Below are 23308 nucleotides of genomic sequence, written 5' to 3'. Positions count from 1 at the left end.
GGGTCGGTGCCGCCTTTTCGCCGCATAGGGGAATCCTGGTCCGCTCCCAGGCGCAGGCCCCCTTTCCATGCAACCTCAGGCTGTGACGCCCGACTGCGCCTGCCCTGTCTTGTGATGGGGCCTGCCAGTGCAGCCAGAGGCGTGAAAACGATACTTTTACGAATTATTTCAGGTGCCTACACTTCTTCCATTGCATCGTGCAGCCCGGCTCGGCAAGATAAGCCCGCTTTTTCAGTCTTTCCCGCAGGAACAGGTCACCCATGAATCACGCCATCCGCTTTACCCCGCACCGCCACAATCCCGGGATCAGGCCGTCGGTCATCTTGCTCACCGCCCTGATGGCTCTGCTGTTCTGTCTACGCAATCCGTTGTTCCACGGCATGGCCCCGGGATTTGATGCCTCCCTGTTTGCGGTGATGGGCAAGATGTGGAGCGAGGGGGGCGTACTCTATCGGGACATGATCGACATCAAGGGTCCCATGATCTTCGCCCTCGATGCACTGGGCTATGGCCTTGGTGGCTTCTTCGGGATCTGGCTGCTGGAGTGGGTGCTCTGCTGGCTGGGCCTCATGGCGAGCTGGCAGGCTTTTTCGCAGCTCGGGCTCTCGGTGCGGGCGCGACTTGGCAGCATGCTGGCCCTGCTGGCGCTCTACAGCACTCGCTACTACTATGGCAACATGACCGAGGACTGGACATTCCATCTGGCCCTCATCGCCCAGTGGGCTTTCATCACCTTGCTGCTGGACAAGCGATTCAGCTGGGGACCGGCCCTGGTCGCCGCACTCACCTTCGCCATCGTGGCCTGGATGCGCACCAACAACGGCGCCTTCTGGGGGGCCTGGTATCTGGTGCTCTTCTGTCACTGGTGCCTGCGCGAGCAGTGGCGCTGCGCCTTTGCCCTGCTCTTTTCCAGCCTGCTTGGACTGGCTCTCGTCGGCGGCCCGCTCTATGCCTACTTCCAGCACCACGACGTGCTGGCAGAGTTCAAATACTACGCCTTCGGCATCTTCTTTGAAGGGAGCTACGGCAACGGTTTCTCTCCTGAGGTAGGCGCCGTCGGTCTGCTGCGCACCGGCCTCATCATGCTGCTGCCCGCCTTCCTCGTCCTGATGCTCGGGCGCCGCCAGGAGTGGTATCTCCCCGCGCTGTGCGCCACCCTGCTGGGGGGGCTGTTCACCCTGATCGCCAACTCGGTCTCCGGCCATGTGTTCGATCACTATGACGTGCTCTATCTGCAGCTTGGCCTGCTGCCGCTCGCCTGCCTGCTGGACAGAAGCGAGCAGCGATCCGATGCCCTGGGGCTACTTTGCATCTCCCTGGTGGTGCTGACCGCCAGCTGGTTGCTGGCCCAGCAGCTCGGCTATGGCTGGAGCACCAAGGAGTGGTCTCTGGAGCGGGTGCGCGAGGTGCTCGGCAACAGCCTGCTGTGGGCCTTGCCCGTGCTCATTCTGGTCCCGCTCTGGCGCGCCTGGGACGTGCGAAGCGCCACCCCCTGGCTCGCCTCGCTGGCCATGCTGGCGCTGCTGGTCAACAACGCCTGGGAAGGCAATCTCAAGGGCAGGCCGTTCAATCCCCCCGCCCAGGTCAGGGTCGATCGTATCCTGGCCGAGACGGCGCCCACCGACAAGATCTGGGTCGATGGCATCCAGCCGCAATACTACCTCTGGACCGATCGCCAGCCGGCCTCCGCCTATCTGTTCTTTGCCAACGTCAACCCGCCCTACGATGTGCGCGAGCGGGTGCTGGCTGACATCCAGCGCCAACAACCCAAATTCATCATCGCCAAACCGGAGCGGGTGGCACAGGAGCTCAAGACTCCGACCTCCCCCTCCCACCTTGCCTTCTACCAGTATCTGGCAGCCCAGTATGAAGAGGTGGACCCGGGCCTGTACCGGCGCCGCTAATCAGGCACACAGAAGGGGCCATCCTGGTGATGGCCCCTTTTCGTTGTCGTCATAAAGAGGGGGGCCGACCATGTTCAAGGCGCTCCATCCTGACTACAATGGCGCTCTTTTTTGCGGCAGAGGGAAGAATCATGGCGGAGCTGACTTATCTGGGGGGCTATCCGGAGCCACTCAAGGCTCAGGTACAGCAGTTGATTGCGGCGGGCAAACTCGGCGAGATGCTGGCCAAACGCTACCCGCAAACCCACCTCGTCCAGAGCGACAAGGCGCTGCTCGCCTATACCATGGAGCTGAAGAACCGCTACCTGAAAAGCTCGGCGCCGCTTTCCAAGGTGATCTTCGACGGCAAGATCAACGTGATCAAGGATGCCCTGGGACTGCACACCTATGTCAGCCGGGTGCAAGGCAGCAAGCTCAAGGCCAAGAACGAGATCCGCATCGCCGCCCTGTTCAAGGAGGCCCATCCCGCCTTTCTCAAGATGATAGTGGTGCATGAGCTGGCCCACCTGAAGGAGAAGGATCACAACAAGGCTTTCTACCAGCTCTGCCAGCACATGGAACCGGACTATCATCAACTGGAGTTCGATCTCAGGCTCTGGCTCACCTGGCGTGATATCGAGCGTACCGCCCGCTGATCCCCTTGCAAGGAGGCAAGATGCGCCCATGGCACACACCTCTCCAGCCCGTTCGCCATGGGCACTGGTTGCTCCCGGGGCTGATGCTCTGGCTCTTCTCCCTGCCGCTGTCGGCCACCGAACGCTGGCAGCGTGATGACTACCTTGTCCAGAGCTTCATGGAAATCGCCATGAAACGGGAGTATGGCCATGAACAACAGGAGCACTTCTCTCGCTGGCCGGGCCCCGTGCGTCTCAAGCTCGTCAACGAATTCGGCGACAAGCCGCTGCAGGCCGAGGTCGTCAAGGTACAGACCCGTCACCTGAGCAGGATCACCGGTCACCCCATCGAGATTGTCAACGACAACCCCAATCTCACCCTCATCATGACCCGGCACAAACAGATGGCGAGCTGGGCTGCGCGCACCATGCGCCAGGACGAGTCGGTGCGCATCGCCCTCAAGGAGGGGATTTGCCTGGCCAATTTCGCCACCAACGCTCGCTACGAGATCACCCGTGCCACCATCATCATTCCGGTGGATTACAGCCGGGCAAAGGGCCGTTTTCTGGATTGCGTAGTGGAAGAGTTGAGCCAGGTGATGGGGCTGCCCAACGACTCGGACAAGGTGTTCCCCTCCATCTTCAATGACAGCAGCATCGACAGCTTTCTGACCGGGCTCGATTACGTGTTGCTCAGGCTTGCCTACCACCCGGCATTGCAACCGGGCATGACGGCGGACGAGGTACGCGCGGCGCTCCCCACCGCCCTCAAGGCACTACGCGCCAATGGCGACATCGCACAGGCCACCCAACGGGTGCAGGTCGACAGCCTCAAGCGTTGGGCGGGACTCTGAACGCAGCGCCGTCACTCTTCTACTCTTCTACTCTTCGACTCTTTCGCCTTTCGCCTTTCGCCTTTCGCCTTTCGCCTTTCGCCTTTCGCCTTTCGCCTTTCGCCTTTCGCCTTTCGCCTTCATGGTCATGCGCTTACCCCATCAACGCAACACGCAGCCCATGGCTGCGTGTTTTGAAGAGCGGTTCGGCAAAGCCGGTACAGGGATCATCATCCGGCTGGAGACTCCTCCTCTCGGCCTGGCAGATCACGACGATGCTTGCCGCTGAGAGCTTATCTTCAGGCCTCCAGAGCCTCTTCCTCCGGCATCCAGCTATCGGCGTTTTCCCACACCTCCTGAACCATGGCTTCGGCCAGCTCCTTGTCTTCCTTGCTGGCGCGACTGACCGTCAGAGCCATGGCACTACCCGGTGCCACCCGCACATGCAGATCGGGAAAGCGCTCACCCAGTTGCTTGAGCAGCTCCTGGCGCAAGGCCTCCATGGTCGAGGTGGGGATCTGGTGTTTTCTGTCGATGATGATTTCCAGGCGCATAGGGTACGTCTCCATGATAGTTTACTGTATTTTTATACAGTAATTTTAAAAAGTAAAGATGGTGGCTGCACATAGGCCCTCACCGTCCATGCCTTCTCGCTGACGATGTGCAGCCGAACGACCCCGATTTTCCCCCATTGCTGTCATCATGGAAAAAACAGTTGATATTGATTCTCATCCATCGCATTATCCATGCCTTGTTATAACATAACAACAGAGGCAATCATGCGCCCCCATATTCACCCTGAATACCGCAAGGTTCTGTTCCACGATCTCGCCAGCAATACCTACTTTCTGATCGGCTCCACGCTGGCCACCGATCGCACCAGAGAGTGGGAAGATGGCAACACCTACCCCTATGTGACGCTGGATATCTCCAGCGCGTCCCACCCCTTCTATACCGGCAAACAGAAGCAGGTCGGCAAGGAAGGTCAGGTCGCTCGCTTCGGCCAGCGATTCGGTCAGTTCTTCAGCAAAGGAAAAGAGAAACAATGAAAGTCCTCGCCTCCCTGAAATCCGCCAAGTCGCGTCACCCGGACTGTCAGATCGTACGTCGACGCGGCAAGCTGTTCGTCATCTGCAAGAGCAATCCCAGGTTCAAGGCTCGTCAGGGCTGATTGCGCATCCGCCCCTCATGGATAACAAAAGCCCTCGTCATGAGGGCTTTGTCATCTCTGGGCTCTGCTCACAGCGGGGTGGCGCACTTGCGGTATTCGGTGGGGCTGACCCCGACCCGCTTTCGGAACACCCGCGAGAAGTAGAGCTGATCGTCATAGCCCACCTGCTGGCCTATGGTGGCGACCGACAGCGGCGTGGTCTGCAGCAGCAGCTTGGCCCGTATGATGCGCTGATCCTCACGCCAGCGCACTATGCTCACCCCCACCTGCTCGCGAAACAGGTGCGCGAGGCGCGAGGGGGACAAGAACACCTGCTCCGCCAGCGCTTCCACCGAGATCTCGGCCGAGAGGGACTCGCTCAGGATCTGGCACGCCTCGTGGACCCGGTGATCGATGGCGGGATAGGCATTCTGGGACGATGCCTCGTAGCAGCGGATGAGCAACCGCTCCAAGAGGTTCATGGCCAGTTGCTCCGACATGGGCCGCAGCTGCTTGTGGGTCTCCTCGATGTCGAGGAAGAGGGCGTCGAATTCGGTGAGCAGCTGGTTGTCCGCCAGTTGCAGTCGCCCCACCTGCTCCGTCACCTGGGGCCACTTGAGCCAGTCAGCCCAATAGGCCCGCGGACGGAAATAGACCCAGCGGTGATACCACTCCCGGGCATCCGGCGCCCGGCCGTAATGGTGCACCGCCGCTGGTGGAAAGAGCAGCAGGTCGCCGGGTTCCACGGTGAAGGCCTTGTCCCCCTGAAAGATCTGCCCCTTGCCCTTGATGGTCAGATTGACGATGAACCCCTTCATGCCGTGGGGCCTGTCGATGGTGAAATCCAGCGCGCTCCCCTGCTCGATGGGAGTCATCCCCGAGACCAGGAAGACGTCGAAGGCGTAGCCAGGCAGCAGGGGATTGAGTTGTTTCGGCTTCTCTTTTTGCATCGAGGACATGGCGGAAAACAGGGTTTCGGTAAAAAAGTCGACATGGGCCATTGTAGAGATCCGGCGTAGGAACCCCCTAAGTTCGCAAGCTGTTCGTTGTGAAATTGTTGAACTGGCTCACAGCTTGCCGGGGAAAACACCGGGCCGGCGCGAGGCCGGCCCGGTGACAAGGAAAGACATCGCTCAGATACGGGCTTTGCGCACCTGCTTGTAGCGGTCGAACAGCACGGCGGCGAGCAGGATGAGGCCACGCACCACGTACTGGGCAAACGGGGAGATGTTGAGCAGGTTCATGGCGTTCTCCATCAATCCCAGGATCAGCACCCCGGCGATGATGTAGGAGATCTTGCCGATCCCCCCCTTCATGGAGACCCCACCCAGCACGCAGGCGGAGATCACCACCAGCTCGAAGCCGATGGAGGTCATGGGCTGACCCGAGGTCATGCGGGATGCGAGGATGATGCCGGCGAGCGAGGCGATGAGCCCGGTCATGGTGAAGATGATGATCTTGGTGCGCACCACGTTGACCCCGGCCAGACGTGCCGCTTCCTCGTTACCCCCCATGGCCAGGGTATTGCGCCCGAAGGTGGTCTTGTTGAGCAGCAGCCCGAACAGCACGAAGCAGACAGCCGTCAGCCAGATGGGCGTCGGGATGCCGAGCAGGGCGGAGTTGCCAAGCTCGAAGAAGCCCTCCTCCACGATGCCCACCGCCTTGCCGTCGGAGATGATGTAGCCCACCCCGCGCGCCATCTGCATGGTGGCAAGGGTGGTGATGAGGGCGTTGATCTTGAATTTGGCCACGACGATGCCGTTGATGAGGCCAAAGACAAGGCCCACCGAGAGACCGGCCAGAATGCCGAGGGGGATGCTCTCGGTGGCGTTGATGCCCACCGCGCAGGCAACCCCGGAGCAGGCCACCACAGAGCCCACCGACATGTCGAACTCGCCGGAGGCGAGGCAGAACAGCATGCCACAGGCCACCATGCCCGACATGGAGACGGCAAGCCCGAGCCCCCGCATGTTGATCAGGCTGGCGAAGTTGGGGACCAGCACGCAGGCGAGCAGGAACAGGATGGCGAAGATCACCAGCATGCCGTACTGATCCCAGATGCGGGTCAGTTGCAGGCGGGTACCGCTCGCCGCGGTGTCGTTGGCGGCTTGGCCGACCGAGGTAGTAGTTGTCATGGTATTTCTCCTGAAAATTCCGGGTGCTATCTCGTTGCGGTCAGCAGATCAACGGGCCGGCATGGCCAGATTGAGCGCCTTGACCTCGTTGGCCTCGTCGTGGGAAAGCTCTCCGGCGATCTCCCCCTCCCGCATGACCAGGATCCGATCCGCGATGCCCAGCACCTCCGGCAGCTCGCTCGAGACCACCACCACGGCAATGCCCACCTTGGCCAGATCGTAAATCACGTTGTAAATCTCGTTCTTCGCCCCGACGTCGATGCCCCGGGTCGGCTCGTCGAGCAGGATCACTTTCATGTCTTCCGACAGCCAGCGCCCCAGAATGGCCTTCTGCTGGTTGCCGCCGGAGAGGTTCATGATGGCCTGCTGGGGAGACGGGGTCTTGACCCGCATGTCGCGGATCCGCAGCCTCGCGTTCTCGTCTTCCCACTGCTGGTTGATCCAGAAGCCTCCCCACGCGTGGTGGCGGCGGGCGCTGATGTTGATGTTCTCCTGCACCGAATGGATGGGGATGATGCCGAGCGCCTTCCTGTCTTCGGTGCAGAGCATGATGCCGCTGCGAATGGCGTCGATGGGGCTCTGAATGACCACCTGTTTGCCAAACACCGATATCTCGCCCCCTCGAGGTGTCTCGGCGCCGAAGATAAGCTTCATCAGCTCGCTGCGCCCGGCCCCCACCAGCCCGAAGATGCCGAGGATCTCCCCTCTCTTTACCTCGAGCGACACCGGCGCCTTGAGGCCGGGCCCCATCAGGTGCTCCACCTTGAGGCCCGCCTCGCCTAGCGGCCTTGGGCTGTAGCCATAGATGTCGGTCAGCTCGCGCCCCACCATGGTCTTGACCAGCAGATCCCGGTCCACCTCGGCCATGGAAGCGAAGGTGCGCACGAACTGGCCATCCTTGAACACCGTGATGGCATCGCACAGGGCGAAGATCTCGTCCATGCGGTGGGAGACGTAGAGAATGACCTTGCCCTCGTCCCGCAACTGGCGGATGACCCGAAACAGCTGCTCAATCTCGCGGGACGACAGGCTGCTGGTCGGCTCGTCGAAGGCGATGACGCTGGCGTCCCGGGTCAGGGCCTTGGCGATCTCCACCATCTGCCACTGACCCAGGGACAGGTACTTGAGCGGCGTCTCGGGGGAGACGTCCATCCCGAGGCGCGCCAGCTGCCTGGCTGCATCCTGATAGAGCTTCTCCCGATCGATGACGCCGCGCCGGGTCGGCAACTGCCCCAGGTAGATGTTCTCCGCCACGCTCATTTCAGGGACCAGGTGCAGCTCCTGATAGATGATGGCGATCCCGCTCTCAAGGGCATCGACCGTGTTTTGGAACACTTTCTCCTGACCCGCCAGCTTCACCACCCCGCGGGTGGGCACCTGAAAACCGCTCAGGATCTTGAGCAGGGTGGACTTGCCGGCCCCGTTCTCTCCCATCAGCGCGTGTACCGTGCCCTGCTGGCAGGCGAAGGAGACGTTCTGCAGCGCCTTGACGCCGGGAAACTCCTTGCTGATGCCGCAAAACTCCAGATATGGAACTTGATTCATGAGATGACTCCAGCCAGCCGGCACGGCGCACTCCGCCATGCCGGCATGGGTATCAAGGGATGGGGATCACAGCCCTTTCTTTTGCAGCTCGGCCTTGAAGTTGTCGCGGGTGATGAGCACCACGTCGGTCACCTCGGTGAACTTGGCAGGCTCGGCGCCGTTGACGACCCAGTCATGGAGCATCTGGATGCTCTTGTAGCCGTGTACGTCCGGGCTGGGCAGCAAGGAGCCGAGGAAGCCGGTGGCGCTGGACTTGGAGAGCTCGTTCACCGCATCCACCCCGTTGATGCCGATGCCGATGACGTTCTCCGCCTTGAAGCCCTGCCCTTCGGTGGCGCGCACGCCGCCGAGCACCGTGTTGTCATTCATGCCGACGATGAGCCAGTTCTTGACCTCGGGGTGTTGCACCAGCATGGAGTTGGCGGCATCCAGCGCCCCCGGAATGTCGTTACTCTTGGTGGGCGCGCGGAAGATCTGGCCCTCGGGGAAACCGGCGGCCTTGAGCGCGCCCAGGGAGCCCTCGACCCGGCGACGGGCGGTATCCAGCTCGTCGGCGGTGATGGCGAGCACCCCGGTCGCCTTTACGTCCCACTGGCGCTTTTGCATCTCCTTGTAGAGCTCCTGCCCCTGACGCTCGCCAATCTTGGTGGCGGCCATCATCACCAGGGGCACTTGCTCCATGGGCTGGCCCTTGGCATTGACGAACTGGTCATCCACCGTGATGACCTTCAGATCCATGCTGTTGGCCTTGGCCATGATGGCGGCACCGAGTTTGGGATCCGGGGTACAGATGACGAAGCCCTTGGCGCCATTCGCCGCCAGACTGTCGATGGCATTGAGGGTCTTCTCCCCGTCGGGGACGGCTATCTTGATCACCTCGAAGCCCAGATCCTTGCCCGCCTTGTCGGCGAAGTTCCACTCGGTCTGGAACCAGGGCTCCTCGGGCTGCTTGACCAGGTAGCCCAGCTTCAGCGCTTCGGCCGAGAAAGCAGAATTTGCCATACCAAGGGCGAACCCCATCGCGATCATGCCTTTAACGATTTTGTTCATGCGAATGTCTCCAACGGTTCTATCAATCCATGTATCCACGCAGTGCTGCTCGTTGAGTCAATCAAGTCACAGCCATATAAAAACATGCTTAAACAGGACGTTATTGTTGTTGCTGGTTGAGCGAACCAAGTTGTAATCGTTTTCACAATTAAAAATGGAGAGCAGGATCACGCCATGAGATTGCAGCCATTTCGTCTATATAATTAGCAATTTCGTCACATATTGAATTTTAGAGAGCCGTCACCCTGTCGCACTGACAGCGTTAAAATCCATATTTCCAGCAGCCAATGGCTAACCGCCCCTCCTGCCCATCTCCTATGGTTCCCCCCAGTCACCCCTCATTGATGGTCAGGAGCACTTATGTCTGAGCACATCGTCATCGGACTCGATTTCGGCAGCGACTCGGTCAGGGCACTCGCCGTGCGCTGCCAGGACGGCGCCGAGCTGGCGACCCATGTCGTCTATTACCCGCGCTGGCAGGCAGGCCACTACTGCCAACCGGTCAACAACCAGTTCCGCCACCACCCCCTCGACTATCTGGAGTCCATGGAGCAGGCGGTGGTGGCGGTGGTGAGCCAGCTCACGCCGAGTCAGCGCACCGCCGTGCGCGGCATCGGGGTGGACAGCACCGGCTCCACCCCCGCCCCCATCGACAGAGAGGGGCGCGTGCTGGCCCTGCGTCCGGAGTTTGCCGACAACCCCAACGCCATGTTCGTGCTGTGGAAGGATCACACCGCCATCGAGGAGGCGGAGGCCATCACCGCCCTGTGCCACGGCGGCCAGTTCCCCGACTACAGCCGCTACATCGGCGGCATTTACTCCTCCGAGTGGTTCTGGGCCAAGATCCTGCACGTCTCCCGCGCCGATGCCGCCGTGCGCGCCGCCGCCTGCAACTGGGTCGAGCTGTGTGACTGGGTACCCGCCATCCTGAGCGGCACCCAGGCCCCGGCCACCCTCAAGCGCGGGCGCTGTGCCGCCGGCCACAAGTCCCTCTGGCACCCGAGCTGGGGCGGCCTGCCCCCCGCCGACTTCCTCAATGCCCTGGATCCCCTGCTGACGGAGGATCTCGACTTCCCCCTCTTTACCGACAGCTGGACCGCCGATCTCCCGGTCGGCACCCTGACCCCGGAGTGGGCGGAGCGGCTGCACCTCTCCTGCGAGGTGGTGATCGCCGGCGGCGCCTTTGACTGTCACATGGGGGCGGTGGGAGCCGGGGCCGGCAACAATGCGCTGGTGAAGGTGATAGGCACCTCCACCTGCGACATCCTGATCGCCGACGAGGCCACCATCGGAGATCGGGCCATTGCCGGGATCTGCGGCCAGGTGGATGGCAGCGTGGTGCCGGGCATGGTGGGGCTGGAGGCGGGACAGTCCGCGTTCGGTGACATCTATGCCTGGTATCAGCGCCAGCTCGGCTGGCCCCTGGACAGCCTCGCCGCCCAGTATCCGGAGCTTCGCACCGCCATCGAGCGCCACAAGCAGGCCCTGTTACCCAGCCTTGCCGCCGCCTGGGATCAGCAGCGCGACCTGGCGCACCTCCCGGTGGTGCTCGACTGGTTCAACGGCCGGCGCACCCCCTATGCCAACCAGCGCCTGCAGGGCACCCTCACGGGGATCAACCTCGGCACCGATGCCCCCGATCTTTTCGGCGCCCTGGTGGCCTCCACCGCCTTCGGTGCCCGTAGCATCATGGAGTGCATGACCAGTCAGCAGGTGCCGGTGGAGCAGGTGATCGCCCTTGGCGGCATCGCCCGCAAGTCCACCACAGTGATGCAGACCTGCGCCGACGTGATGAACAGGCCCATCCAGGTGGTGGCATCGGATCAGTGCTGCGCCCTGGGGGCGGCCATCTTTGCCGCCGTGGCGGCCGGGATCCATCCCGATGTGGCCAAGGCCCAGCACCACATGGCGAGCGCCGTGGAGCGCACCCACCAGCCTGACCCTAAGCGGGTCGCCGAATACGAGCGCCTCTACCAGCGCTACCTCGCCTGGGGCGCCGCCGCCGAACCGCTCTACAACCGGGGGGTGCCGGCATGAACCTCAAGACCCTCAAGGATCAGGTGCTCGCCGCCAATCTGGATCTTCCGCGCCATGGCCTGGTGACCTTCACCTGGGGCAACGTGAGCGGCATCGACCGAGAGCGCAATCTGGTAGTGATAAAGCCAAGCGGCGTCAGCTACGAGCGGATGCGGGTCGAGGACATGGTGGTACTGGATCTGGCGGGCAAGCAGGTTGAGGGCGCCTTGCGCCCCTCCTCCGACACCGCCACCCACCTGGTGCTCTATCGCGCCTATCCGGAGCTTGGCGGCGTGGTGCACACCCACTCCACCCATGCCACCGCCTGGGCCCAGGCGGGGCGCCCCATCCCCATTTTCGGCACCACCCAGGCCGACTACTTCCACGGCGAGATCCCCTGCTCCCGCCTGCTCACCCCGGGCGAAGTGGAGGAGGACTACGAGGGGCTGACCGGTCATCTCATCGTCGAAACCCTCAAGCAGACCCCCATCCTCACCATGCCGGGGGTACTGGTGGCCAACCACGGCCCCTTCAGCTGGGGCAAGAGCGCCGAGGATGCAGTACACAACGCCGTGGTGCTGGAAGAGGTGGCCCGCATGGCCTGGCTCACCGGCCAGATCAACCCGGGGGCCCGCCCCCTGCCCGATTACCTGCTGGAGAAGCACTACCAGCGCAAGCATGGCAAACACGCCTATTACGGCCAGACAAAAGCCTAAAAGAGGACAAACTCATGGAATTGATGAAACAGCTGGAAGTGTGGTTCCTGGTCGGCAGCCAGCACCTGTATGGCGCCACCACATTGAAGCAGGTGGCCGATCACGCCCACACCATCGCCAGCCAGCTCAACGAGGGGGCGAACCTGCCCCTCAAGATAGTGCTCAAACCCACCGGTACCACCCTGGATGAAATCAGCGCGGTGGCCCGGGATGCCAACCACGACGAGCGCTGCGCCGGGCTCATGGTGTGGATGCACACCTTCTCCCCCGCCAAGATGTGGATCCCGGCGCTGAGCCAGTTGCAAAAGCCCCTGTTGCAGTTCCACACCCAGTTCAACCGGGATCTCCCCTGGAGCGAGATCGACATGGACTTCATGAACCTGAACCAGACCGCCCACGGCGGACGCGAGTTCGGCTTCATGGGAGCCCGCCTGCGGCTGCCCCGCACCGTGGTGGTGGGTCACTGGCAGGATGAAGAGGCCAGACAGAAGATTGGCAACTGGATGCGCATCGCCGCCGCCATCCACGACAGCCGCCACCTCAAAATCGCCCGTTTTGGCGACAACATGCGCAACGTGGCGGTCACCGAGGGCGACAAGATTGAGGCCCAGATCCAGTTCGGCTATCAGGTGAACTACCACCCGGTCGGCGATCTGGTCAAGGTGATCGACGCCGTGCCCGAGAGCGACATCGAGGCGCTGCTGGCCGAATATGAGGCGACCTACACCCTGACCGAGGCGGTGCAGGCGGGTGGGGGGCTTCGTGCCTCCCTGTATGAGGCGGCGCGCCAGGAGCTGGGGATGAAGAAGTTCCTCACCGACGGCGGCTTTGGCGCTTTCACCACCACCTTCGAAGATCTCTATGGTCTGCACCAGCTGCCGGGCCTCGCCTGCCAGCGCCTGATGGAGCAAGGCTTCGGTTTTGGGGCAGAAGGGGACTGGAAGACCGCGGCCCTCTTGCGCACCCTGAAAGTGATGGGCGCAGGCCTGCCGGGAGGCGCCTCCTTCATGGAGGACTACACCTACCATCTGGAGGCGGGCAACAACCTGGTGCTGGGGGCCCACATGCTGGAGGTCTGCCCCTCCATCGCCGCAGGCAAACCCGTGCTGGACGCCCAGCATTTAGGCATAGGCAAGAAGGCCGATCCGGCCCGCCTGCTGTTCGCTGCCCCCGCCGGCAAGGCGGTCAACGCCAGCCTCATCGATCTCGGCAACCGCTTCCGCCTGGTGGTCAATCAGCTGGAGGTGGTGGACCTGCCAGAGGCCATGCCGAAACTCCCGGTGGCGAGCGCCCTGTGGAAACCCCTGCCGGACCTGCAGACCAGCGCCGAGGCCTGGATCCTGGCGGGCGCCGCACACCACTCGGTGTTCACCCAGGCGGTGGACATCGAGCAGCTGCGCACCTTCGCCGACATCATGGGCATCGAGTTTGTGGTCATCGACGAGCATACCCGCATCCCCGCGCTCAAGGAGCAACTGCGCTGGAACGAGGTCTACTACAAGATCTGCCAGTGACCCTTTAATCGGCCAGCGGCCATCACCATGACTGTATGGATATGGTATTCGCCTGACAACAGCCCCGCCCGCGGGGCTGTTTCATTTCGCGTCCCCTCAGGGATGACCCTCCTCCCCCTCCAGCAGCCAGTGACAGACTCGCTGTACCCCGTGGCGCCGGCTGTCGGGTCGGGCGAGCAGGGCGTATTCGTGATCCGTCTCCAGCACGGGAGCAAAGGGGGCGACCAGGGCGCCGCTCTCCAGCTCCTCGGCCACTATGGTGGGATCCCCGAGAGAGAGGCCAAACCCCTGCAGCGCAGCATTCATCGCCAAGTCCAGGGTATCGAACAGCTGCCCCCCCTGGGGCTGCCAGGGGATGTCGAGGAAGGCGGCAAACCAGTTGCGCCAGTCCCGCCTATCGGCGCTGGCATGGATGAGGGGCAGCAGGGGCAGCTCGTTCAGGTCGCGCTCGAACAGTCGATGCTTGGCAGCAAACGCCGGGGCGCAGACCGGGGTCAGCCGTTCCCGAAACAGGGGCTGGCTGTGGGGATAACGCCCCAGACAGGGCTGGTAGACGATGGCGAGATCGAAGGGCTCCCGGGAGAAGTCGATGCCATGGCTGTGGCTGCCACGCACCTCCACCGCCTCCCCCTCGAACGCCTGCAACCGCCGCAGCAGCCAGCGGCTGGCGCAGGAGGGCACCTTGATGCTGATCGCTTGCTCGTGGGGCAGGGCCTGCAAGGCGCTGAGCCCCTCCCCCATGCGGGCCAGCCCTTCACGAACGAAAGGCAGCAGCCGCTCGGCGGCGGGGGTCAAGGTGAGACACCGGGTGCCACGCACGAACAGCAGGTGGCCCAGGCGCGCCTCCAGCTGGGCGATCTGCTTGCTCACCGCCCCCTGGCTCACGCACAGCTCGTCGGCGGCCAGGGTAAAACTCAGGTGGCGGGCAGAACACTCGAAGACCTGCAGGCCATAGAGAGGCAACTGAGTACGCGGCTGGGTGGACAACATGACAAGCCTCCATGCTTGAGAAAAACTCATGCATACCATGCCGAATAATCCGTTGTCCGGCAAGCCTTGGGGGGGCTAAAAAGGGACCTCTTTCACACACGCAGGTGACGGCGCCATGTCCATCCCCCAGGTTTCCAGCAAACTGCCCCAGGTGGGCACCACCATCTTCACCGTGATCGGGGATCTGGCCGCCCGCCACCCCAGCATCAACCTCTCCCAGGGGGCGCCGAGCTTCCCCTGCGATCCCGAACTCATCCGGGTGACCCACGAGGCCATGCTGGCCGGTGAAAACCAGTACGCCCCCATGACGGGGCTGCCTGCCCTGCGCGAACAACTGGTAGCCAAGATTGCAGCCAGCTACGGCCATCACTATGATGCGGGAGAGGAGATCACCATCACCGCCAGCGCAAGCGAAGCCCTGTTCTGCGCCATCACCGCCCTGGTTCACCCCGGCGACGAGGTGATCATGTTCGAGCCGGCGTTTGACAGCTACCGCCCCATGATCCAGTTGCAGGGAGCCACCCCTGTGGTGATCGCCCTCAAGGCGCCGGATTTCGCCATTCCCTGGGACGAGGTGGCCGCCCGCATCACCCCCCGCACCCGCATGATAGTGCTCAACACCCCCCACAACCCCACCGGCACCGTCTGGCAGGCAGGGGATCAGGAGCGCCTCGCCCGCCTGGTGCGCGGCACCGACATCCTGATCCTCTCGGACGAGGTGTACGAGCACGTGGTGTTCGACGGTGCCCTGCACCAGAGCGTGATCCGCTATCCGGAGCTGGTGGAGCGCTCCGTCGCCGTCTTCTCCTTCGGCAAGACCTTCCACGTCACCGGCTGGCGGGTGGGCTACTGCGTGGCTCCCCGTCCCCTGATGGAGGAGATCCGCAAGGTGCACCAGTTCGCCATGTTCGCCGCCGACACCCCCATGCAGTACGGCTTCGCCCACCTGTTGCAGCAACCGGCCCACTATCAGGGGCTGGCAGCCTTCTACCAGCGCAAGCGTGACCTGCTCGCCTCGGCCCTGGCCGGTTCGCGCCTGACCCTGCTCCCCTCGGCAGGCAGCTTCTTCATGCTGGCGAGCTACGAGCGGGTAAGCGACGAGCCCGACAGCCTCTTCGTGCAGCGGCTCATCCGCGATCACGGGGTCGCCACCATTCCGGTCTCCGCCTTCTATCACGACGGCACGGATCAGCGGGTCATCCGCCTCTCCTTCTCCAAGGATGACGACACCCTGCTGGCGGGCGCCGAGCGCCTGTGCGGCGTCTAGGGGGCACCATGGATTCACTGCGCGTTGCCGTCCTCCAGATGGTCTCCGGGGATGACCTTGACCACAACCTGGCCCAGGCCGAAGCGTTGCTGCGTCAGGCCGCGGCCGAGGGGGCAGAACTGGCCCTGCTGCCCGAATACTTCTACCTGATGCCGGTTGATGAGCGGGCGCGGGTGGCCCTGGCCGCCCCCGCTGGCGATCACCCCCTGCTGGCCTGGGTACAGAGGCTGGCCCGGGAGCTCGGCGTCTGGATCCTGGCCGGCACATTGCCGCTTGCCAGCCACGAGCCCGGCAAGATGCACAACAGCAGCCTGCTCATCGACCCACAAGGGCAGCTCGCAAGCCGCTACGACAAGCTGCACCTGTTTGGCTTTTGCACCGGGCAGGAGCAGTATGACGAGGCCGCGACCATGACCCCGGGCCGGGAGGTGGTGAGCCATCCCCTGCCCTGGGGCGTGCTGCGCCTCGGGATCTGCTACGACCTGCGCTTCCCGGAGCTGTTTCGCCTGGGGCCCACCCCCGATTTCATCGCCCTGCCCGCGGCCTTCACCCACACCACCGGGCTCGCGCACTGGGCGCTGCTGCTGCGGGCCCGGGCGGTAGAGAACCTTGCCTTCGTGTTCGCCAGTGCCCAGGGGGGACACCACCCCGGTGGGCGGCGCACCTTCGGCCACAGCATGATCATCGATCCCTGGGGCCGGATACTGGCCCAGGTAGAGGAGGGTCAGGGCATGGCCATCGCCACCCTGGATCTGGCGGCACAGCGCACGGTGCGCAGCCAGTTGCCGGCCCTCACCCATCGCAAGATAGCCGTCGGCCCTTGAGGCCGGCACCTTTTAGCACGCTAGGAATGACACCACACTTCAAGGGACTGACCATGAAACTCAACACACTGATGATGCTGATGGCCCTGGCCACCGCCGGCCAGGCCGCCGCCAAACCCCTGGTGATCGCCACCGATGCCACCTATCCCCCCTTCGAAATGGTCGACAGCAGCGGCAAGCTCGGCGGCTTCGAGGTCGATCTGGCCTATGCCCTGTGCGCGGCCATGAAGACCGAGTGCGAGGTGATCAACCAGCCCTGGGATGCCCTGCTGCCCGGCCTGCAGGTGCGCAAGTACGACGCCATCATGTCCTCCATGAACATCACCGACGAGCGGCGCCAGAAAGTGGACTTCAGCCAGGTCTACTACATGATGCAGAACCGTTTCGTGGGGCGCAGCGACAAGGCCGCCGACTTTGCAGACGATCCGGCCCACTTCAAGGGCAAGGTGATCGCGGTGCAGGAGGGCACCCCCCAGGACAACTTCATCACCGCCCGCTACGGTGAGGTGGCCAAGATCAAGCGCTACGTCAATGCCCAGTCCCCCATGCTGGATCTGCAGTCCGGCCGCGCCGACTACACCTTCGGCAACATGGTGCAGTTGAAGGTGGGCTTCCTCGACAAGGAGATGGGCAAGCAGTTCGCCTTCGTCGGTCCCCAGTTCAACGGCACCCAGGACAAGATCCTGGGAGAAGGGGTGGCGGTGGCCCTTCGCAAGAACGATGACAAGCTCAAGGCCCGCTTCGATGCCGCCATCGAGAGCGTCAAGGCAGACGGCACCTTCAACACCCTGCTCAAGAAGTACCAGCTCGAAGATCTGCTCTGATCCCGGCATGCCGGCCCCCTGGACAGTTGCAAGGGGCCACGGCAACAGGGCGGCCATTGGCCGCCCTGTGTCGTTTTCCCGGTCTCTCGCCGTTATTGGGCCAGACCCAAGTGCACGGCAATCTGCTGATACAGGGTCTGGTAGTTGTCGTCGAAGTGGTGGGAGCCCGGCAGGGTCACCGTCGTCACGTTCGGCTGCTGCAAGCGCGGACAGAGTTTGACCGGGGAGTCGTCCTCCGCTCCCTGCACGCAGAGCAGCGGCAGACTCTGGATGCGTGTCACTTCCGGCAGGGTGGGATAGCGGCCCCCCTTGTCGTGCACCACCATGTCGCTGACGTGGATCTCGAAATCCGATGCCGTCGAGGGGGAGAGCATCACGGCCCCCGCCAGGCTGTCGCGATAGGCTGGCGGCAGACGATTGATGACGAAGGGCACTATCTCGGCGCCAAAGGAGAAGCCCACCAGCAACCAGCGCTGGCGCCCCCAACGGGACTGGTACTCGGTGAGGATGCGCACCAGATCCGCCGTCGCCTGCTCCGGCGTCTTCTTCTTCCAGTAATAGGAGAGCGAGCTCCAGCCCACCACCGGCATGCCGTGGGCCTGCAACTGGGCGCTGAGTCCCTTGTCCAGCGCCGCCCAGCCGCCATCCCCGCTCATGAAGACCACCATGGGGGCGGACGAGGCTTGCGCCACGGGCAACTCCACCAGCCCCAGATCCGCGCCGACCCGGCCCGGTTGGGCGGCCACCGCTGGGAGGGTGAACGAGGAGGCGAGACAGCAAATCAACAGCAACAACATGGCTCTCATGGGCCAACTCCTATTTTTTCATGAGCCCAAAGGGGCCGCGACTGATGAGGGAGACGAGGTGGGTCAGGGTGCGGGGCAGCACCAGATGACCGGTACAGAGCAGGTAGCGGGGCTCCCACCTTGGGCCGAACTTCTCCTTGTAACGCCGCAATCCCTGGAAGTTGTAGAAACGGCTGCCCCGGGTGAACAGGGTGTTGCCAAGGCGGGCCCAGTAACCGCCGAGGGGGTTGTCGTTGAAGCCCGACATGGGGGCCATCCCCAGGTTGAAGCTGGCATACCCCTCCTGCTTGCCCCACAGCAGGAGCTCGACAAACAGGAAATCCATGACGGGCGCCGCCCCTGTGTCCAGGCTGTAGCGCATCAGATCGATGGAGAGGCTCTCCTTGTTGTCGCTGGTCCAGAGGTTGGCAAACCCGACGATCTGCCCCTCCCGCCGCACCAGCGCCATCGGGTTGAGGGTGAGGTAGGCGGGATCGAAACTGCCCACGGAGAAGCCCTTCTCCCTGCCCTGCTTGCTGTGCAGCCAGCTGTCGGAGATCCCCTTCAACTCGGGCAGCAAGGCGGCAATCTCACCGGGGGCCACCACCTCGAAGCGCAGCCCTTCCCGCTTGCCTTTGGCGTGACTCTGGCGCAGGTTGCGCAGGCGACTGCCGGCGAGATCGAAGCTCGGCAGATCCACGATGGCCTCCTCCCCCAGCTTGAAGGGGATGAGCCCGAGATCCAGATAGACAGGCAGATATCGGGCCGACACCTGGTAGAAGACCGGGCTGACGTCGTGCTCGTCACAGCGCTCGCGAAACTGCCAGAGCAGCTCCTCCACGAGGGAGGGCTGGCCGACGGGATCCCCCATCACTATCCAGCTGCTGCCCTCGGCCCCGTACATGAGGAAGGCCTCGCCGCTTGGGTGGAACAGCAGGGACTTGTCCCCGAGCTGGGCCAGGTAGCCGTGGCCTCCCCCTGCCCGCATCACCAGCCCATGGGCACGGGAGAGCGCCTCGGCATCCGGCTTGCCGACGGCCAGGCGCAAGGGAGCCAGCAGATGGGCCACCCCGACCACCGCCAGCACCCCGATGACGCTCCCCATGGCGCGCAGGGCGCGGGAGGCGGCCCCGGGCCCGTGGGCCGAGACGTGCAGCCAGAGGGAGGGGTCGTACTCCACATGGCGGTAGGAGAAGAGCAGCAACCACAAGGCCCCCAGCAGCACGGCTCCCACCGACATCAGCCAGGAAGGGGTAAACCGGGCGTGAAGCAGGGAACCCTTGCGATAAAAGAGAGGGCGGCAGGGGGTGATGATGAGCAAGAAGCCCCCGAGCAGCAGGGCGGACTCCCAGTCAAACCCCTTGAACAGGGAGAACAGCATGCCAAGCCCCAGCAGCCACTGGGTGATCCTGAATGCCCCGTCATGACGGCGGTAGAGGCTGTGGGCCAGCAACAGCAGCAACACGCCGCTGACACTGCCGAGCACATGGGAGAGCTCCAGCAGGTGCAGGGGCAGCACCTGCAGGAAGGCTTCGATCCGCCCCCTCATGGTCGGGATCATCCCGGAGCAGAGCAGCAGGGTGCCCGCCGCGAAGGTACCCATGCTCACCAGGGCGGGCACGAACTCCCGGGTCGCCATCATCACCCCCTGCAGCCGGTGCAGGCGGGCCCGCTGTTGCAGCAGCTCCTGACCTGCGAACAGCTGCAGGGCACAGAGGAAGGGCAGGAAGTAGTAGACGCAGCGGTAGATAAGCAGGGAGGCGAGCAGCTTGTCCACCGGCAGATAGTGGGTGAGCAGCAGGCTCATGCTCGCCTCGAAGACCCCGATGCCCCCCGGCACATGGGCCAGCACCCCGAGCAGGCTGGAGAGCACGAAGGCACTGAGCAGCACCGGATAGGGCACGCTGCCCGATGGCAGCAGCACATAGAGCACGGCGGCGGCGGCCATCCAGTCGAGCAGGGCGATGAGCAGTTGCAGCAGGCGGTATCTGATGCGCGGCAGGAACAGCGGGTGCCCGCGCCAGACCAGGGCTGTCCCCGGCCACACCAGATACGCCAGCACCGTCAGCAGGGCCAGGCCCCCCGCCAGTTGCAACAACCCGGTCGCCCAGCGGGGCCAGTCCACCAGCAGGGCCGCCCCCTGCCCCAGCAGCAGGGCACTGCCTCCCCAGCCCAGCAGACCGAGGAAGAAGGTGATGGAGCAAAAGAGGATCACCCTGGCCACCTCCCCGGTGCCAAGCCCCAGGGAGGAGTAGAGCCGGTAGCGTACCGAGGAGCCGGTGAGCAGCGCAAAGCCCAGGGTGTTGGAGAAGGTGTAGGCGATGAAGGAGGTCATCCCCACCTGCTGCCAGGGCAGGCGTTTTTCCAGCACCTTCAGGGCCAGCAGATCATAGCAGCAGAGGCAGCCATAGCTGAGCAGGGTGAGCAGCAGGGCGCCCCCCAACTGCGGCAAGGGTTGTGACCAGATGGCCTGGCGGATGTCGTGCCAGTGCCACAGGTGGGTCAAATGATAGAGGACGGTCAAGGCCGCCCCCAGCAGCAGCAGGCTGCACAGGGGGCCTATCCAGATCAACAGCTGACGCCGCATTCAAGATTCCTGTCAAAAAGCGTGGAGAAAGAGAGGCTCCGAAAGCGGGCGGACAAGGCGCCCTCCCGGAGTGACTCCCCCACAGGCGGCGCGTGACGCCGCACGTTCACGGGGCCAATCCTATGATTTACTAGACCCAGCCCGCTCGCCACTTTTCTTCTGTAACCTTATGTACAGACAGACAAAACATCCCCGTCCGGGATAGAGGCAGGAGACGCCATGACACCCTCCCCCCTGATAAGACGCTTCCCCCAAAACGCCCAGGGGCGCGATCTGGCCGTCGGCGACATCCACGGCCACTTCGCCCTGTTGCAGCAGGCCCTCGACACCCTGGATTTTGATCCCGCCCGGGACCGTCTCTTCAGCGTCGGGGATCTGGCGGATCGCGGGCCCGAGTGCAGCGAGGTGATCCACTGGCTGGCCAGACCCTGGTTTCACCCGGTCTGCGGCAATCACGACGACTACGTCTGCCGTTACGAGAGCTGCGATCGGGAGAACTGGATCCGAAACGGCGGCGGCTGGTTTCAGCAGCTGACCCCTGCCGAGCAGGCGGCGTTCGCCGTCCACTACCGCAGCCTGCCCCTGGCCATCGAGGTGGCCACCACGGCCGGCCCCGTTGGGCTGCTTCACGCCGATTGCCCCTTCTCCACCTGGCAGGGGCTGCTGGACCAACTCGATGCCGGGGTGAGCGGCGGACGGCTTCGGGCCATCAAGAACGTCTGCCTCTGGTCAAGGCGCCGTATCGAACGGCTGGACGAGGGCGGGGTCGCGGATCTCGCCGCCCTGGTGGTGGGCCACACCCCGGTGAGGGTGCCGGTGCGCCTTGGCAACGTCCACTACATCGACACCGGCGGCTGGTATCCCGAGGAGGGCGGCTACTTCACCCTGCTGGACCTCAATACCCTGACCCCTCACTTTCCCCTGCCCTGAGCCGGACCGATGGGATGACCAGGCTCACGGACAACGCCCACTGCCCATTAAAGCGCCAGGCGAACGCCCCGGACTTCGCTCTGCCAGCGCGATGGTTTACCATGCAGGCAATTGCGGTGCATGGCACCCCCACCCAGGCGCCAGGCGCCGCCGTCATCGGATACTCCTTTCGAGCAACATGAGCACATCAGCGCACCCGGCCAGCGGGCCCACGTTCTACTTCCACGACTACGAGACCTTCGGCATCAGTCCGGCCAAAGACAGGCCGTCGCAGTTTGCGGGCATTCGCACCGACGCGGATTTCAACGTCATCGGCGAGCCGCTGGTGATTTACTGCAAGCCGCCGGCGGATTACCTGCCGGAGCCGGAAGCCTGCCTCATCACCGGCATCACGCCGCAAAAGGCGATGAAGGACGGGCTGTGCGAGGCGGACTTCATCCGCCAGATCCACGCAGAGTTCGCCACCCCGGGCACCTGCGTGCTGGGCTACAACAGCATCCGCTTCGATGACGAGGTGACCCGCTACACCCTCTATCGCAACTTCTATGACCCCTATGCCTACGCCTGGCAGAACGGCAACTCCCGCTGGGACATCCTCGACATGCTGCGGGCCTGCTACGCCCTGCGCCCGCAGGGGATAGAGTGGGCGTTTGACGACGAGGGCAAGCCGAGCTTCAGGCTGGAGAAGCTGACGGTGGCCAACGGCGTGGCCCACGCCAACGCCCACGATGCGCTCTCGGATGTGCTGGCCACCATCGAGATGGCCAGGCTGGTGAAAAATGCCCAGCCCAAGCTCTTCGAGTACCTCTTTGATCTTCGCAACAAGAACAAGGTGAAGGCCCTCATCGACGTGGTGACCATGAAACCCCTGGTGCACGTCTCCGGCATGTTCTCCCCCTGGCAGGGGTGTGCGAGCTGGGTGTCGCCGCTCGCCTGGCACCCCACCAACCAGAACGCGGTGATCATGGTGGATCTGACCCGTGACCCGACTCCGCTTATCGAGCTCTCCTGCGAGGAGATCCGCGAGCGCCTCTACACCAAAAAAGAGGAGCTGGGGGATCTGGCCGGCATTCCGGTCAAACTGGTGCACATCAACAAGTGCCCGGTGCTGGCCCCGGCCGCTACCCTGACGCCGGAGCGGGCGGACGAGCTGGGCATCAATCGGGCTCAGTGCCGCAAGAGCCTGGATCTGCTGCGGGCCCACCCCGAGGTGCGGGAAAAACTGGTGGAGGTGTTCAACCAGGAGTTTGCCGGCAGCACCGACGGCGACCCCGACACCCAGCTCTACGCCGGCTTCTTCGGCCACGGCGACAAGTCCACCATGGACCTGGTGCGCGCCACCCCGGCGGATCTGCTGGGGGAGCGGGAGTTTGCCTTCACGGATCCCCGTCTGCCCGAGATGCTGTTTCGTTACCGCGCCCGCAACTGGCCCCACACCTTGAGCGAAGCGGAGCAGAAGCGCTGGCGCCTGCACTGCAGCGACTACTTCAGCCGCCGCCTGCCGGATTATGTGCCGCGCCTGGAAGCCCTGGCGGAACAGAACCAGGGGAACGAACGGAACTTTGCGATTCTAAAGAGTCTCTATCACTACCTTGAAAATCTGTGAGATGTGAGCCGTTTCACA

The 23308-nt window shown here is 63.6% G+C and carries 21 protein-coding genes; 13 read left to right on the top strand and 8 right to left on the bottom strand.

Annotated elements, in window-relative coordinates; genetic code table 11:
* Positions 1-260: 260 nt before the first annotated feature.
* The 3 genes from AB5Y47_RS07815 to AB5Y47_RS07805 all read left to right on the top strand — a co-directional run bounded on the left by AB5Y47_RS07815 (position 261) and on the right by AB5Y47_RS07805 (position 3372).
* Positions 261-1904, top strand: coding sequence for a hypothetical protein (locus AB5Y47_RS07815; protein WP_368220102.1), 1644 nt, complete (start codon positions 261-263; stop codon positions 1902-1904).
* Positions 1905-2035: 131 nt separating this feature from the next.
* Positions 2036-2539 carry a M48 family metallopeptidase gene (locus AB5Y47_RS07810; RefSeq protein ID WP_010674483.1) on the top strand — a complete coding sequence of 168 codons (504 nt, stop codon included), beginning with the start codon at positions 2036-2038 and terminating at the stop codon, positions 2537-2539.
* A gap of 20 nt (positions 2540-2559) precedes the next feature.
* Positions 2560-3372, top strand: a complete 813-nt coding sequence (locus AB5Y47_RS07805; protein WP_052258834.1) for a DUF2927 domain-containing protein — start codon at positions 2560-2562, stop codon at positions 3370-3372.
* A gap of 278 nt (positions 3373-3650) precedes the next feature.
* Here the strand turns inward: AB5Y47_RS07805 and AB5Y47_RS07800 are convergent, their stop codons facing one another.
* Complete coding sequence (locus AB5Y47_RS07800; protein WP_010674481.1) at positions 3651-3905, bottom strand: DinI family protein; 255 nt, start codon at positions 3903-3905, stop codon at positions 3651-3653.
* A gap of 225 nt (positions 3906-4130) precedes the next feature.
* Between AB5Y47_RS07800 and AB5Y47_RS07795 the strand changes: the two genes are divergently transcribed.
* Both AB5Y47_RS07795 and ykgO read left to right on the top strand, forming a co-directional pair.
* On the top strand, positions 4131-4400 hold the full coding sequence (locus AB5Y47_RS07795) for a type B 50S ribosomal protein L31 (protein WP_254231985.1): 270 nt from the start codon (positions 4131-4133) through the stop codon (positions 4398-4400).
* On the top strand, positions 4397-4522 hold the full coding sequence (gene ykgO / locus AB5Y47_RS07790) for a type B 50S ribosomal protein L36 (RefSeq protein WP_010674479.1): 126 nt from the start codon (positions 4397-4399) through the stop codon (positions 4520-4522). Before AB5Y47_RS07795 ends, ykgO begins: the two co-directional genes overlap by 4 nt.
* Positions 4523-4590: 68 nt before the next feature.
* Here ykgO and araC read toward each other — a convergent pair whose 3' ends face one another.
* The 4 genes from araC to AB5Y47_RS07770 form a co-directional block, all read right to left on the bottom strand.
* Positions 4591-5502, bottom strand: coding sequence for an arabinose operon transcriptional regulator AraC (gene araC, locus AB5Y47_RS07785; RefSeq protein WP_368220101.1), 912 nt, complete (start codon positions 5500-5502; stop codon positions 4591-4593).
* 132 nt (positions 5503-5634) lie between these two features.
* Complete coding sequence (araH, locus tag AB5Y47_RS07780; protein ID WP_010674477.1) at positions 5635-6636, bottom strand: L-arabinose ABC transporter permease AraH; 1002 nt, start codon at positions 6634-6636, stop codon at positions 5635-5637.
* 48 nt (positions 6637-6684) lie between these two features.
* Complete coding sequence (gene araG, locus AB5Y47_RS07775) at positions 6685-8181, bottom strand: L-arabinose ABC transporter ATP-binding protein AraG (protein ID WP_323894958.1); 1497 nt, start codon at positions 8179-8181, stop codon at positions 6685-6687.
* Between the two features lie 66 nt (positions 8182-8247).
* A complete protein-coding gene (locus AB5Y47_RS07770; RefSeq protein ID WP_039040094.1) occupies positions 8248-9231 on the bottom strand; it encodes an arabinose ABC transporter substrate-binding protein in 984 nt (327 codons plus the stop codon).
* A 360-nt stretch (positions 9232-9591) separates the two neighbouring features.
* Between AB5Y47_RS07770 and AB5Y47_RS07765 the strand changes: the two genes are divergently transcribed.
* The 3 genes from AB5Y47_RS07765 to araA are packed head-to-tail and all read left to right on the top strand — an operon-like array spanning position 9592 to position 13477.
* A complete protein-coding gene (locus tag AB5Y47_RS07765) occupies positions 9592-11268 on the top strand; it encodes a ribulokinase (RefSeq protein ID WP_368220100.1) in 1677 nt (558 codons plus the stop codon).
* Positions 11265-11963 (top strand): L-ribulose-5-phosphate 4-epimerase, encoded by a 699-nt coding sequence (locus tag AB5Y47_RS07760; RefSeq protein ID WP_257726012.1) that lies wholly within the window; start codon positions 11265-11267, stop codon positions 11961-11963. Before AB5Y47_RS07765 ends, AB5Y47_RS07760 begins: the two co-directional genes overlap by 4 nt.
* A gap of 14 nt (positions 11964-11977) precedes the next feature.
* Positions 11978-13477, top strand: coding sequence for an L-arabinose isomerase (gene araA / locus AB5Y47_RS07755; protein ID WP_324035985.1), 1500 nt, complete (start codon positions 11978-11980; stop codon positions 13475-13477).
* Between the two features lie 96 nt (positions 13478-13573).
* Here araA and AB5Y47_RS07750 read toward each other — a convergent pair whose 3' ends face one another.
* A complete protein-coding gene (locus tag AB5Y47_RS07750; protein WP_160836895.1) occupies positions 13574-14467 on the bottom strand; it encodes a LysR family transcriptional regulator in 894 nt (297 codons plus the stop codon).
* 115 nt (positions 14468-14582) lie between these two features.
* Here AB5Y47_RS07750 and AB5Y47_RS07745 point away from each other — a divergent pair, with 115 nt between their 5' ends.
* The 3 genes from AB5Y47_RS07745 to AB5Y47_RS07735 are packed head-to-tail and all read left to right on the top strand — an operon-like array spanning position 14583 to position 17382.
* Complete coding sequence (locus AB5Y47_RS07745) at positions 14583-15734, top strand: methionine aminotransferase (protein ID WP_319899588.1); 1152 nt, start codon at positions 14583-14585, stop codon at positions 15732-15734.
* An 8-nt stretch (positions 15735-15742) separates the two neighbouring features.
* Positions 15743-16558, top strand: coding sequence for a carbon-nitrogen hydrolase family protein (locus AB5Y47_RS07740; protein WP_198497935.1), 816 nt, complete (start codon positions 15743-15745; stop codon positions 16556-16558).
* Between the two features lie 53 nt (positions 16559-16611).
* Positions 16612-17382 (top strand): ABC transporter substrate-binding protein, encoded by a 771-nt coding sequence (locus tag AB5Y47_RS07735; RefSeq protein ID WP_323930042.1) that lies wholly within the window; start codon positions 16612-16614, stop codon positions 17380-17382.
* A 92-nt stretch (positions 17383-17474) separates the two neighbouring features.
* Here the strand turns inward: AB5Y47_RS07735 and AB5Y47_RS07730 are convergent, their stop codons facing one another.
* Positions 17475-18188 carry an AcvB/VirJ family lysyl-phosphatidylglycerol hydrolase gene (locus tag AB5Y47_RS07730; RefSeq protein ID WP_368220099.1) on the bottom strand — a complete coding sequence of 238 codons (714 nt, stop codon included), beginning with the start codon at positions 18186-18188 and terminating at the stop codon, positions 17475-17477.
* A gap of 10 nt (positions 18189-18198) precedes the next feature.
* Entirely contained in the window at positions 18199-20754 is a 2556-nt protein-coding gene (mprF, locus tag AB5Y47_RS07725; RefSeq protein ID WP_368220098.1) for a bifunctional lysylphosphatidylglycerol flippase/synthetase MprF, read from the bottom strand.
* 219 nt (positions 20755-20973) lie between these two features.
* Here mprF and AB5Y47_RS07720 point away from each other — a divergent pair, with 219 nt between their 5' ends.
* A complete protein-coding gene (locus AB5Y47_RS07720) occupies positions 20974-21684 on the top strand; it encodes a metallophosphoesterase (RefSeq protein ID WP_319896776.1) in 711 nt (236 codons plus the stop codon).
* Positions 21685-21862: 178 nt separating this feature from the next.
* Positions 21863-23290 (top strand): exodeoxyribonuclease I, encoded by a 1428-nt coding sequence (gene sbcB, locus AB5Y47_RS07715; RefSeq protein ID WP_199770397.1) that lies wholly within the window; start codon positions 21863-21865, stop codon positions 23288-23290.
* Positions 23291-23308: the final 18 nt, after the last annotated feature.

The sequence above is a fragment of the Aeromonas sp. R7-2 genome (assembly GCF_040908105.1).
Classification (GTDB): domain Bacteria; phylum Pseudomonadota; class Gammaproteobacteria; order Enterobacterales; family Aeromonadaceae; genus Aeromonas; species Aeromonas caviae.
The sequence above is the reverse complement of the archived record's forward strand: the minus strand, read 5'-3'. Positions and strand labels throughout refer to the sequence as shown.

Excerpts from the sequence above, each read along its gene's own strand:
- AB5Y47_RS07815 (WP_368220102.1), top strand. The coding sequence starts at position 261 with ATGAATCACGCCATCCGCTTTACCCCGCACCGCCACAATCCCGGGATC.
- AB5Y47_RS07810 (WP_010674483.1), top strand. The coding sequence starts at position 2,036 with ATGGCGGAGCTGACTTATCTGGGGGGCTATCCGGAGCCACTCAAGGCT.
- AB5Y47_RS07805 (WP_052258834.1), top strand. The coding sequence starts at position 2,560 with ATGCGCCCATGGCACACACCTCTCCAGCCCGTTCGCCATGGGCACTGG.
- AB5Y47_RS07800 (WP_010674481.1), bottom strand. The coding sequence starts at position 3,905 with ATGCGCCTGGAAATCATCATCGACAGAAAACACCAGATCCCCACCTCG.
- AB5Y47_RS07795 (WP_254231985.1), top strand. The coding sequence starts at position 4,131 with ATGCGCCCCCATATTCACCCTGAATACCGCAAGGTTCTGTTCCACGAT.
- ykgO (WP_010674479.1), top strand. The coding sequence starts at position 4,397 with ATGAAAGTCCTCGCCTCCCTGAAATCCGCCAAGTCGCGTCACCCGGAC.
- araC (WP_368220101.1), bottom strand. The coding sequence starts at position 5,502 with ATGGCCCATGTCGACTTTTTTACCGAAACCCTGTTTTCCGCCATGTCC.
- araH (WP_010674477.1), bottom strand. The coding sequence starts at position 6,636 with ATGACAACTACTACCTCGGTCGGCCAAGCCGCCAACGACACCGCGGCG.
- araG (WP_323894958.1), bottom strand. The coding sequence starts at position 8,181 with ATGAATCAAGTTCCATATCTGGAGTTTTGCGGCATCAGCAAGGAGTTT.
- AB5Y47_RS07770 (WP_039040094.1), bottom strand. The coding sequence starts at position 9,231 with ATGAACAAAATCGTTAAAGGCATGATCGCGATGGGGTTCGCCCTTGGT.
- AB5Y47_RS07765 (WP_368220100.1), top strand. The coding sequence starts at position 9,592 with ATGTCTGAGCACATCGTCATCGGACTCGATTTCGGCAGCGACTCGGTC.
- AB5Y47_RS07760 (WP_257726012.1), top strand. The coding sequence starts at position 11,265 with ATGAACCTCAAGACCCTCAAGGATCAGGTGCTCGCCGCCAATCTGGAT.
- araA (WP_324035985.1), top strand. The coding sequence starts at position 11,978 with ATGGAATTGATGAAACAGCTGGAAGTGTGGTTCCTGGTCGGCAGCCAG.
- AB5Y47_RS07750 (WP_160836895.1), bottom strand. The coding sequence starts at position 14,467 with ATGTTGTCCACCCAGCCGCGTACTCAGTTGCCTCTCTATGGCCTGCAG.
- AB5Y47_RS07745 (WP_319899588.1), top strand. The coding sequence starts at position 14,583 with ATGTCCATCCCCCAGGTTTCCAGCAAACTGCCCCAGGTGGGCACCACC.
- AB5Y47_RS07740 (WP_198497935.1), top strand. The coding sequence starts at position 15,743 with ATGGATTCACTGCGCGTTGCCGTCCTCCAGATGGTCTCCGGGGATGAC.
- AB5Y47_RS07735 (WP_323930042.1), top strand. The coding sequence starts at position 16,612 with ATGAAACTCAACACACTGATGATGCTGATGGCCCTGGCCACCGCCGGC.
- AB5Y47_RS07730 (WP_368220099.1), bottom strand. The coding sequence starts at position 18,188 with ATGAGAGCCATGTTGTTGCTGTTGATTTGCTGTCTCGCCTCCTCGTTC.
- mprF (WP_368220098.1), bottom strand. The coding sequence starts at position 20,754 with ATGCGGCGTCAGCTGTTGATCTGGATAGGCCCCCTGTGCAGCCTGCTG.
- AB5Y47_RS07720 (WP_319896776.1), top strand. The coding sequence starts at position 20,974 with ATGACACCCTCCCCCCTGATAAGACGCTTCCCCCAAAACGCCCAGGGG.
- sbcB (WP_199770397.1), top strand. The coding sequence starts at position 21,863 with ATGAGCACATCAGCGCACCCGGCCAGCGGGCCCACGTTCTACTTCCAC.